Source organism: Mycolicibacter senuensis (genome assembly GCF_003284925.1).
Lineage (GTDB): Bacteria > Actinomycetota > Actinomycetes > Mycobacteriales > Mycobacteriaceae > Mycobacterium > Mycobacterium algericum_A.
This window is the reverse complement of the sequence record NZ_QMEX01000119.1, coordinates 1-10,870: the sequence shown is the minus strand read 5'-3', so window position 1 is coordinate 10,870 and position 10,870 is coordinate 1. Positions and strand designations below refer to the sequence as shown.

Sequence of the window (10,870 nt, the reverse complement as noted above, 5' to 3'; positions counted from 1 at the left end):
GGCGCCGAACACCGTCGCCATATCCAGCTCGGCGGCCGCCTCGGCAAACCGCACCACCCCGTATAACCCGTTGTGGTCGGTCAGCGCGATCGCCCGCAGGCCCAGCCGGGCGGCCTCGACGACCAGCTCCTGCGGGGTGCTGGCCCCGTCCAAGAAGCTGTACGCCGAGTGCGCGTGCAACTCGGCATAGGGAACCGTCGGGCCGACCGGCGGCGGGCGCTCGGGCCGCGGCTCCGTCGGCTCGCGATCAGCCGGCATACCGGCTGCCCGGGTGTGACGAGGCTTACCATCGAGCACTCGCTCCATTTCCGCCCAGCTCGGCGGGCCGTTTCCCCAGCCCATATCCGACAATCTATCGAACGTATGTACGAAGCGGCTGGGTTGGGTGTGAAAAAGAACTTTGATGCCCTAATCTGTGTCAGGTTCCGACACGATGCGAAAGGCTCACTGCTTTCATGTTCGGCGTTGTCAGACGCGCGTGGTTACCCCTACTCATCGTGATGGTTCTTTTGGTGGGGGGGTTCGTGGTGCACCGGATTCGCGGCTACTTCGGCGGTGATGACAGCGGCAGCAGTGCCGCGCCGTTCGAGGACACCAAGCCGTTCCATCCCAAGGTGGTGGTCTACGACATCTTCAGCCCGGACGGGACTTACGCCGACATCAACTACCTGGACCTGGAGGCAACGCCGCAGCGGGTCGACGGCGCCAGCCTGCCGTGGTCGCTGACACTGTCGACCACCAACCCGGCGGTGAGCCCCAACATCGTCGCGCAAGGTGATGGCAGCACCATCGGCTGCCGGGTCACCATCGACGGCGAGCTCAAGGACGAGCGAATCTCCAGCAGCCCGGTGAGCGCCCAGACCTTCTGCATTGTGAAATCAGGATGAGCAAACACATCAGCGACGACACCCCGACCGAAACGCTGCCCGCGGCGCAGCCGCCCCACCGCGGCGCCATCGCGACATGGATCCGCCGGCTGGCGGTGCCGCTCATTCTGATCTGGGTGGGCATCACCGTGGTGGTGAACGTCATCGTGCCGCAACTCGACGAAGTCGGCGCGATGCGCGCGGTATCGATGGCCCCCAAAGACGCCCCGTCGATGATCTCGATGATGCGCATCGGCAAGACCTTCGATGAGTTCAAGTCCGACAGCTCGGCGATGGTGGTGCTCGAAGGCGACCAGCCGCTCGGCGATGAGGCGCACAAGTACTACGACGAGCTGGTCGCCAAGATGGCGGCCGACACCGAGCACGTCGAGCACATCCAGGACTTCTGGAGTGACCCGCTGACCGCGGCGGGGTCGCAGAGCCCGGACGGCAAGGCCGCCTACGTGCAGGTGTACCTGGCCGGCAACATGGGCGAGACGCTGGCCAACGAGTCGGTCAAGGCCGTCCAGAAGATCATCGCCGACACTCCCGCACCGCCCGGCGTGCACGCCTACGTCACCGGCGGGGCCGCCCTCAACGCCGATCAACACATCGCCGGCGACAAGAGCCTGAAGGTGATCACCGCGCTGACGTTCGCGGTGATCATCGTGATGCTGCTGAACTTCTACCGGTCGATCGGCACGGTGCTGCTGGTGCTGGGCATGGTGGTGTTCGAGTTGAGCGCCGCGCGCGGCATCGTGGCCGTGCTCGGTTTCTACAACGTCATCGGGTTGTCGACGTTCGCGGTGAACCTGCTGGTGACGCTGGCCATCGCCGCGTCGACGGACTACGCGATCTTCCTGCTCGGCCGCTATCAGGAGGCCAGGGCGCTCGGGGAGGACAAGGAGTCGGCGTTCCACACCATGTATCACGGCACCGCGCACGTGATCCTGGGCTCGGGGCTGACCATCGCCGGTGCGACCTTCTGCCTGTCCTTCACCCGATTGCCCTACTTCAAGTCACTGGGTGTCCCGCTGGCGATCGGCATGGTGGTGGTGACGTTCGCGGCGCTGACCTTCGGTGCCGCCGTGGTGGCAGTGGCAAGCCGCTTCGGGATGCTCGAGCCCAAGCGGGCGATGCGGATTCGCGCCTGGCGGCGGCTCGGCGCGTTGATCGTGCGCTGGCCGGGTCCGGTGCTGGTGGCCACCACCGGGGTCTGTCTGGTCGGACTGCTCACCCTGCCGGGGTATGAGACCAACTACAACGACCGGGAGTACATGCCGGACTACGTGCCGGCCAACATCGGCTACGCCGCCGCGGACCGGCATTTCTCCCAGGCCCGGATGAATCCGGAACTGCTGATGATCGAGGCCGACCACGACCTGCGCAACCCGGCCGACTTCCTGGTCATCAACCGGATCGCCAAACGGGTGTTCGAGGTGCCGGGTGTCGGACGGGTGCAGACCATCACCCGGCCGCTGGGCACGCCGATCGAGCACACCACCATCCCGTTCGCGATCAGCATGCAGGGCACCACCCAGCAGCTCAACATGAAGTACCAGCTCGACAGCATGCGCAACATGCTGAAGATGGGCGAGGACATGCAGGTCTCCGTCGACAGCATGAAAGAGATGCTCGAGGTCACCCGCGAGATGTCGGCGACCACCCACAGCATGGCCACCAAGATGCACATCATGCTCGACGACATCCAGAAACTGCGCGATGAGATGGCCGACTTCGACGACATGTGGCGCCCGATGCGCAGTTACTTCTATTGGGAGCCGCACTGTTTCGACATCCCGATCTGCTGGTCGATCCGGTCGATCTTCGACATGATGGACGGCATCGACGCGATGACCGAGGATTTCGAGCTGGTGCTGCCCGACATCGACAACCTCGACCGGCTGATGCCCAAGATGCTCGAGATCATGCCGCCGATGATCGAGACCATGGAGAACATGCGGGTCACCCAGCTGAAGATGCAGTCCACCATGGAGGGCCTGCAGCTGCAGATGGAGAAGATGATGGAGGGCCAGAACGCCATGGGCAAGGCGTTCGACGACTCCAAGAACGACGACTCGTTCTATCTGCCGCCCGAAGCGTTCGACAACCCCGACTTCAAGCGCGGCATGAAGATGTTCCTGTCCCCCGACGGGCATGCGGTGCGGTTCATCATCTCCCACGAGGGTGACCCGATGTCTCCGGAGGGCGTCAGCCACATCGAACCGATCAAGCGCGCCGTGCACGAGGCGCTCAAGGGCACCCCGCTGGAGGGCTCCCGGGTCTACCTCGGCGGCACCGCGGCCATGTTCAAGGACATGAAGGACGGGTCGGCTTGGGACTTGATGATCGCGGGCATCGCATCGCTGTGCCTGATCTTCATCATCATGCTGCTGATCACCCGGGCGATCGTGGCCTCGGCGGTGATCGTCGGCACCGTGCTGTTGTCACTGGGCACCTCCTTTGGGATATCGGTGCTGTTCTGGCAACACATCGTCGGCCTGCACCTGCACTGGATGGTGCTGGCGATGAGCGTGATCATCCTGTTGGCGGTGGGGTCGGACTACAACCTGCTACTGGTCTCGCGGATGAAGGAGGAGATGCACGGCGGGCTCAAGACCGGCATCATCCGCGCCATGGGCGGCAGCGGCTCCGTGGTCACCTCGGCCGGTCTGGTGTTCGCGTTCACCATGATGTCGATGCTGGTCTCCGACCTGCGGGTGATCGGTCAGGTGGGTTCCACCATCGGCCTGGGCCTGATCATCGACACGCTGGTGATCCGCTCGTTCATGACGCCGTCGATCGCCGCGCTGCTGGGCCGCTGGTTCTGGTGGCCGCAGCGCGTGTGGTCGCGGCCCAGCCCGATCGCCCAGCAGGTTGCGCCGACCCCGGTCTCCGTCGGCAGCGGCTGACCGCGGGCGTCACTGCTGCGGGCGGACGACGAGCACCGGCGCGTGCGCCGACTGCACCACCGCCTGGCTCACCGACCCCAGCAGCATGCCGGTGAAGCCGCCGCGGCCATGGCTGCCCACCACCACCAGCTGCGCCTGCTTGGACTGCTCGATGAGTTGGTCGGCCGGCCGGTCACAGACCACCACACGGCGCACCGTGACGTCGGGATAGCGCTCCCGCCAGCCCGCCAGCCGCTCGGCCAGGGCCAACTCCCCGTCCGAGGCCATCGCGGCCAAGTCGATGCCGGGGAAATCCAGCATGCCGCTGTCGTGCCAGGCGTACACGGCCACCAGTTCCACTCCCCGCAACGACGCCTCCGCGAACGCCAGTTCGGTGGCGGCCTCCGACACCGGAGAGCCGTCGATGCCGACCACGACCGGCGCGGTGTCGGAGTGCGGGTCGCTGTCCGGGTCGGGTTCGTGGACGACCACGACCGGACAGTGCGCGTGCCGCACCAGTGACGAGCTGACCGAGCCGAGCAGACTGCGACGCAGCAGCCCGTGACCGCGAGACCCGACCACCAGCCTGGCGGCGTCGCGGGTGGCGTCCACCAGCATCGGAACCGTCGACCCCACCACGAGCTGGGCGTCGACCCGCAGGTTTTCGCCCTGCGTCTCGGCGATTACGACGGCTTCTCGCAGCTGGCGTTCGCCCTGCTCCTGTTGCCACTCGGTGTAGCCCGGCGGCATCGGCGTCTCGGGGAACGTCATCACCACCGGCGGGGCCAGCACGTGGACCAGCGTCAGCGGCAGGTTGTGCAAGGCGGCGGCGCGCGCCGCCCATTCGACCGCGGCGTTCGACGACGGCGATCCGTCGACACCTACCAGGATTGCGGGGTTCACCCCCCCCACGCTAAGCGGTATGACACCGTGGTGACCAGCCAAGCGTCCAGCTGGAGGAAGGCGGATCAGAAGTTGCCCATCACGATCGACCCGCGGCGGCACGACGCGGTGCTGTTTTGTCTCGGCGCCGACACCGAAGCACTCGCCACGGCCCTGGCCCAGCGGCTGCAGCAGGCCGGGCTGCGCACCCAACCGGTGGCATCGAGCGCGCAGCTGGTGGCCACTGCCGCCGAGCTGGGTGTGCGGCCGGGCCGCAGCGTGGTGCTCACCGACTCCGACGCGGACGTAACCGCCGCGCGGAGCGCGGGTTTCGCCCTGGTCGTCGGCGTGGGAACCGACGGCGGCGACGCGGTGGTGGCCGAGCCGGGCCAGATCGAGGTGCGTACCGGTGATCGGCCGATGTCGGCGCTGGCCGACGCGATGACGGCGCCGGAGCTGAGCGAGCTCACCCATCCGGCGGTGTTCTTCGACTTCGACGGCACGCTGTCTGACATCGTCGAGGATCCCGACGCGGCCCGACCGGTCGCCGGTGCGGTGGAGGCGTTGGCCGCGCTGGCCGCCCGCTGCCCGGTCGCGGTGCTGTCCGGGCGGGACCTGGACGACGTACGGGCGCGGATTGGCCTGGCCGGGATCTGGTATGCGGGCAGTCACGGCTTCGAGCTGACCGGTCCCGACGGCGCCCACCACCAGAACGACGCCGCCGCCGACGCGGTGCCGGTGCTGGCCGGTGCCGCCGCGTCGCTGCGCGAGCAGATCGGCCCGATACCGGGGGTCGTGGTGGAGCACAAGCGATTCGCCGTCGCGGTGCACTACCGCAACGCGGCCCGGGGCCGGGTCGGCGAGGCGATGGCGGCGGTGCGCGACGCCGGGCGGCGGTTGGGCCTGCGGGTAACGACCGGTCGCGAGGTGATCGAGTTGCGCCCGGAGATCGACTGGGACAAAGGCCGCACACTGCACTGGATTCTGGAGCGGCTGGGCACTGTGACACCGCTGTTCCTCGGCGACGACATCACCGACGAAGACGCGTTCGACGCGGTCGCCGATCTGGCAGGCGCCGGAATCCTGGTGCGGCACAGTGACGATGGCGACCGCGCCACCGCGGCCCGGTTCGCACTGGACAGCCCGGCCCGGGTCGTCGAGTTCACCGCGCAACTGGCCGGCAGGCTCGGCGCCGGGTAGCGGGACGTTTGGCCGATCGGCGAACGGGCAACTCCTGCCCATGACCTTCGATCTCAGGCCGACCGCAGCGCAGCACGATCTGGCGCGCCGCACCCATCAGTTCGCCGAGTCCGTCATCCGTCCGGTCGCCCTCGACTACGACCAGCGGCAGGAGTTCCCGTGGCCGGTGTTGGAGGAAGCCGCCCAGCAGGGCTTCTACAGCCCGTTGTTCTACCGGGATCTGATCGGGGACTCGACGGGCCTGTCGATGCCGATGTTCATGGAGGAGCTGTTCTGGGGTTGCGCCGGAATCGGGTTGGCGATCGTGATGCCGGCGCTGGCGCTCTCGGCGATCGGTCAGGCCGCCTCCCCCGAACAGCTGCTGGAATGGGCGCCGGAATGCTTCGGCACGCCCGGTGACCTCAAGCTCGCGGCCCTGGCGATCTCCGAGCCCGAAGGCGGCAGCGACGTACGCAACCTGCGCACCACGGCCCACCGCGACGGCGACGACTGGGTAATCGACGGGCACAAGATGTGGATCGGCAACGGCGGCATCGCCGACGTGCACGTGGTCAATGCCGTCGTGGACAAAGATCTCGGTCATCGCGGGCAGGCGTTGTTCATCGTGCCCGGCGGCACCCCGGGCCTGGAGTTGGTGCGCAAACTCGACAAGCTGGGCTGCCGGGCGTCGCACACCGCCGAGCTGCGTTTCGATCGCGTCCGGGTACCGCAGGCCAATCTGCTGGGCGGTCAGGAAAAGCTCGACCACAAGCTCGCCAAGGCCCGCGAAGCCGTTGCCGGCGGCACGTCGTCGAGGTCGGCGACGCTGGGCACCTTCGAGCAGACCCGGCCGATGGTTGCTGCGCAGGCGATCGGGATTGCCCGCGCCGCAATGGAATACGCCACCGGCTACGCGACCCGACGGGTCGCGTTCGGCGGACCGATCATCGACAATCAGGGCATCGCCTTTCCGCTGGCCGAGCTCGCCACCGCGATCGACGCCGCGCGCCTGCTGACCTGGCGGGCGTCGTGGATGGCGGCCAACGGGATCGCGTTCGGCCGCGGCGAGGGGTCGATGTCGAAGCTGGCGGCCAGTGAGGTCGCGGTGCGGGCCACCGAACGCGCGATTCAGACGCTGGGCGGCTGGGGCTACATCACCGATCACCCGGTGGAGAAGTGGTATCGGGATGCCAAGTTGTACACCATCTTCGAGGGCACCAGCGAGATACAGCGGATCGTGATCTCGCAGGCGCTGGGCGCCTCGGAAGGCGCTCCGCCGCTGCATGTCGAGATCGAGCCGTCCGGCGGCCCGCTGAACCGGATGTTCGGCCGCGGCACCCCTATTCGCACCCGCGCGGCCAGCGCCGCACTGGCGATGCAGGACCGGATCCCCGATCCGGTGATGCGACTGGCGATGAAAGTGCTGCGACCCCCGCGCCCGTAGCCCGTGCGCTGGGAGCCCTGGGCGCCGGAAGTCCGCAACGGGCGGTCAGCCCCGGTACTCTGCGGCACCGTCGTCGAGCACCACCCGCGGGTTGACGCCGTCGGGACCGGCGGCCTCGGTTCGGAACACCGCCCTGCCCGGCTCGGTCCGCCAGATCGAGGTGGTCAGCGTCTCGCCGGGGAACACCGGTTCGGTGAAGCGTGCCGTGATCGCGGTGACCCGCTCGGCGTCGCCGCCGCCGAGTTCGGCGACCAGCGCGCGGCCGGCGAAGCCGTAGGTGCACAACCCGTGCAGGATCGGCTTGGGGAAACCGGCCAGCGTGGTGGCGAACCAGGGGTCGCTGTGCAACGGGTTACGGTCGCCGGAGAGCCGATACAGCAGCGCCTGGTCCTCGCGGGTCGCATAGGCCACGCGGGCATCCGGCTCGGAATCCGGAATCTGCGGGGCCACCGGCCGCTGCCCCGGCTCCCCGCCGAAACCACCGGCCTTACGGATGACCAGCGTGGTCAGCGTCTCGGCGATCGGCTCGGAGGTCGTGGGGTCGGTGCCGCGTGCCCGCAGCATCACCACGGCATTCTTGCCCTCACCCTTGTCCTGGATGTCGGCGACCTCGGCGACCACCTGCAGGCTTCCGGCGGCGGGCAGCGGCGCGAACAGCCGCACCTGCTGCGAGCCGTGCAGCAGCATCGCCGGGTTGAAGGTGCCGATCTTGCCGGCGGCCGCGAAGCCCAGGCAGCAGACCACGGCGAAGGTGGGCAGCACCTGCTGCGGGATGTCGTGGCTGTTCTCGGTGGTGAACGCCAGGTCGGCCGTCCCGGCGCCGACGCCGAGCGCATACAGCATGGTGTCGCGATCGGTCCATTCGACCAGTACCGGATCGGTGGTCGCGCCGACGGCTGTCGGATCCAGTGCCATGGGTTCTCCTTACCGCGATCATGGGCGGATTCGCCTCACCATTTCAGCAGAACCGGCCCCGTCGGCACCGCCGACACGGCAGGCTGTCGCCATGGGGAAGCGCATCTGGAACCGCACCGGCACGGTATTCGCGATGGTGGCCGCCGCCCTCGCCGCAGGCCTGGTGCTCGGGGGTTGTTCGGGGACACCGCATACCCGCACCATCACTTTGACGTTCATTCGCCACGGCGAATCGGAAGCCAACGCCGCCGGGATCATCGACACCACGGTGCCCGGCCCGGGGTTGACCGAGAAGGGCCGCGCGCAGGCCCAGGAGATCGTGGACCAGCTGTCGCGCAACCGCTACGACGGCGTGTACGCCTCCTCGATGGCGCGCAGCCAGCAGACCGCCGCGCCGCTGGCGCGCGAACTCGGCCGTCAGGTGCAGGTCCTGCCCGGGCTGCGGGAGATCGACGCGGGCTGGTTCGCCGACAAGCAGAACACGGTGGTCAACGCGACCTATCTGCTGGCCCCGCAGGCCTGGATTCACGGTGACCGGACCGCGGCCATACCCGGCTCGATCGACGGCAACCAGTTCAACGACGAGTTCAGCGCCGCCGTGCAGCGGATCTACGACAGCGGAGACGCCAATCCGGTGGCGTTCTCGCACTCGGCGTCGATCATGGCGTGGACGCTGATGAACGTCAGGAACCCGCGGGACGAGCTGATGACCGACCACCCGCTGCCCAACATCGGCCGGGTGGTGATCAAGGGCAGCCCGAGCACCGGCTGGAAGCTGGTGGACTGGGACGGAATTCGCGCGTTCTGAGCCCACGGTTGACGTGGTGGCCGTGACAGGCCACCATGACCGGATGCGCTATGTCGTTACCGGCGGTACCGGATTCATCGGGCGACGGGCGGTGTCCCGTCTGCTGACGACCAGGTCCGACGCGCAGGTGTGGGTGCTGGTGCGCCGCGAGTCGCTGGGCCGCTTCGAAGCGCTGGCCTCGCAACCCGGCCAAGGCTGGGGTGAGCGGGTAAAACCGCTGGTCGGCGACCTGACAGCGGAGAACCTCGGGTTGACCGACACGGTGATCGACGAGCTCGGCAGCATCGACCACGTGCTGCACTGTGCGGCGATTTACGACATCACCGCCGGCGCGGCCGAACAGCAGGCCGCCAACGTCGAGGGCACCCGCGCGGTGATCGGGCTGGCGAAGCGGCTCGATGCCACCTTGGCGCACGTCTCGTCGATCGCGGTGGCCGGCGACTACGCCGGCGAGTTCACCGAGGCCGACTTCGACATCGGCCAGGCGCTGCCGACGCCGTATCACCAGACCAAGTTCGAAGCCGAAGCGCTGGTGCGCTCGACGCCGGGGCTGCGCTACCGGATCTACCGCCCGGCGGTGGTGGTGGGTGATTCGCGCACCGGGGAGATGGACAAGATCGACGGCCCGTACTACTTCTTCCCGCTGCTGGCCAAACTGGCGGCGCTACCCCGGCTCACCCCGATGGCCTTGCCCGACACCGGACGCACCAACGTCGTCCCGGTCGACTACGTGGTCGACGCGCTCGTCGAGTTGATGCACGCCGACGGGTGCGACGGGCGTACCTTCCACCTGACGGCGCCGAAATCCATTGGGCTGCCGGACATCTACCGGGCTGTCGCGGCCGAGGCGGGGCTGCCGCCGCTGCGCACCAAGCTGCCCGGCGCGGTGGCGGCCCCGGTGCTCAACGTGGGAGGCCGGGCGCGGGTGTGGCGCAACATGGTCGCGACCCAGCTGGGCCTGCCCGCCGAGGTGCTCGACCTGGTGAACCTGCGGCCGACGTTCGTCGCCGACGCCACCCGGGAGGCGTTGCGGGGCACCGGTATCGAGGTACCGCGGTTCGCCGAGTACGCGCCTCGGCTGTGGCGATACTGGGCGCAGCAGCTGGATCCCGACCGCGCCCGCCGCGGAGATCCGGCCGGACCCCTGGTCGGCCGGCACGTCGTCATCACCGGGGCGTCCAGCGGCATCGGCCGGGCCTCGGCGATCGCGGTCGCCGAGCGCGGCGGTGTCGTCTTCGCACTGGCCCGCAGCGGCGAGGCGCTCGATGAGTTGGTGGCCGAGATCCGCGCCAAGGGCGGGCAAGCCCACGCGTTCAGCTGCGACGTCACCGATGCGGCATCGGTGGAGCACACCGTCAAGGACATCCTGGGCCGGTTCGACCACGTCGACTACCTGGTGAACAACGCCGGCCGGTCGATTCGCCGCTCGGTGGCCAGTTCCACCGATCGGCTGCACGACTACGAGCGCACCATGGCGGTCAATTACTTCGGCGCGGTGCGGATGGTGCTGGCGCTGCTGCCGCACTGGCGGGAACGCCGGTTCGGCCACGTCGTCAACGTTTCCAGCGAAGGGGTGCTGGCGCACAGTCCCCGCTACAGCGCCTATGTGCCCACCAAGGCCGCGCTGGACGCGTTCGCCGATGTGGTGTCGACCGAGACGCTCTCAGATCACGTCACCTTCACCACCATCCACATGCCGTTGGTGGCCACGCCGATGATCGCGCCGACGGGCAAGCTGTTGCCGGTCGGGGCGATCAGCCCCGAGCACGCGGCCGCCATGGTGGTGCGCGGTCTGATCGAGAAGCCGGACCGGATCGACACCCCGCTGGGCACCCTGGCCGAGGCAGGCAATTACATCGCCCCGCGGCTGGCGCGCCGGCTGCTG

The 10,870-nt window shown here is 68.4% G+C and carries 9 protein-coding genes; 6 read left to right on the top strand and 3 right to left on the bottom strand.

Features of this window, described 5'->3' with window-relative positions:
• On the bottom strand, positions 1 to 342 hold a 342-nt coding region (locus DQP56_RS19205; protein ID WP_114475781.1), incomplete at its 3' end, for a PHP domain-containing protein.
• Positions 343 to 455: 113 nt separating this feature from the next.
• Here DQP56_RS19205 and DQP56_RS19200 point away from each other — a divergent pair.
• Together DQP56_RS19200 and DQP56_RS19195 are read left to right on the top strand one after the other, a co-directional pair.
• Entirely contained in the window at positions 456 to 887 is a 432-nt protein-coding gene (locus DQP56_RS19200) for an MmpS family transport accessory protein (protein WP_112688148.1), read from the top strand.
• The gene (locus DQP56_RS19195; protein ID WP_112688146.1) at positions 884 to 3,778 is read left to right on the top strand and encodes an MMPL/RND family transporter; all 2,895 of its coding nucleotides are present in this window, start codon (positions 884 to 886) and stop codon (positions 3,776 to 3,778) included. Before DQP56_RS19200 ends, DQP56_RS19195 begins: the two co-directional genes overlap by 4 nt.
• 9 nt (positions 3,779 to 3,787) lie before the next feature.
• Here DQP56_RS19195 and DQP56_RS19190 read toward each other — a convergent pair whose 3' ends face one another.
• Positions 3,788 to 4,660, bottom strand: a complete 873-nt coding sequence (locus DQP56_RS19190; RefSeq protein WP_112688144.1) for a universal stress protein — start codon at positions 4,658 to 4,660, stop codon at positions 3,788 to 3,790.
• Between the two features lie 72 nt (positions 4,661 to 4,732).
• Between DQP56_RS19190 and otsB the strand changes: the two genes are divergently transcribed.
• Positions 4,733 to 5,839: a trehalose-phosphatase gene (gene otsB, locus DQP56_RS19185; RefSeq protein WP_112688151.1), complete on the top strand. Its 1,107-nt coding sequence runs from the start codon at positions 4,733 to 4,735 to the stop codon at positions 5,837 to 5,839.
• Positions 5,840 to 5,879: 40 nt separating this feature from the next.
• Positions 5,880 to 7,262: an acyl-CoA dehydrogenase family protein gene (locus DQP56_RS19180; RefSeq protein ID WP_112688142.1), complete on the top strand. Its 1,383-nt coding sequence runs from the start codon at positions 5,880 to 5,882 to the stop codon at positions 7,260 to 7,262.
• A 45-nt stretch (positions 7,263 to 7,307) separates the two neighbouring features.
• Here DQP56_RS19180 and DQP56_RS19175 read toward each other — a convergent pair whose 3' ends face one another.
• Positions 7,308 to 8,177 (bottom strand): MaoC/PaaZ C-terminal domain-containing protein, encoded by an 870-nt coding sequence (locus DQP56_RS19175; protein WP_112688140.1) that lies wholly within the window; start codon positions 8,175 to 8,177, stop codon positions 7,308 to 7,310.
• Between the two features lie 91 nt (positions 8,178 to 8,268).
• Between DQP56_RS19175 and DQP56_RS19170 the strand changes: the two genes are divergently transcribed.
• Both DQP56_RS19170 and DQP56_RS19165 read left to right on the top strand, forming a co-directional pair.
• A complete protein-coding gene (locus DQP56_RS19170) occupies positions 8,269 to 8,985 on the top strand; it encodes a histidine phosphatase family protein (RefSeq protein ID WP_112688138.1) in 717 nt (238 codons plus the stop codon).
• Between the two features lie 43 nt (positions 8,986 to 9,028).
• Positions 9,029 to 10,870: SDR family oxidoreductase (locus tag DQP56_RS19165; protein ID WP_112688136.1), on the top strand; the 1,842-nt coding region annotated here is incomplete at its 3' end.

What these genes read in the sequence shown, in the direction of transcription:
- DQP56_RS19200 (WP_112688148.1), top strand. Translation starts at nt 456, where the DNA reads ATGTTCGGCGTTGTCAGACGCGCGTGGTTACCCCTACTCATCGTGATG.
- DQP56_RS19170 (WP_112688138.1), top strand. Translation starts at nt 8,269, where the DNA reads ATGGGGAAGCGCATCTGGAACCGCACCGGCACGGTATTCGCGATGGTG.
- DQP56_RS19180 (WP_112688142.1), top strand. Translation starts at nt 5,880, where the DNA reads ATGACCTTCGATCTCAGGCCGACCGCAGCGCAGCACGATCTGGCGCGC.
- DQP56_RS19195 (WP_112688146.1), top strand. Translation starts at nt 884, where the DNA reads ATGAGCAAACACATCAGCGACGACACCCCGACCGAAACGCTGCCCGCG.
- DQP56_RS19175 (WP_112688140.1), bottom strand. Translation starts at nt 8,177, where the DNA reads ATGGCACTGGATCCGACAGCCGTCGGCGCGACCACCGATCCGGTACTG.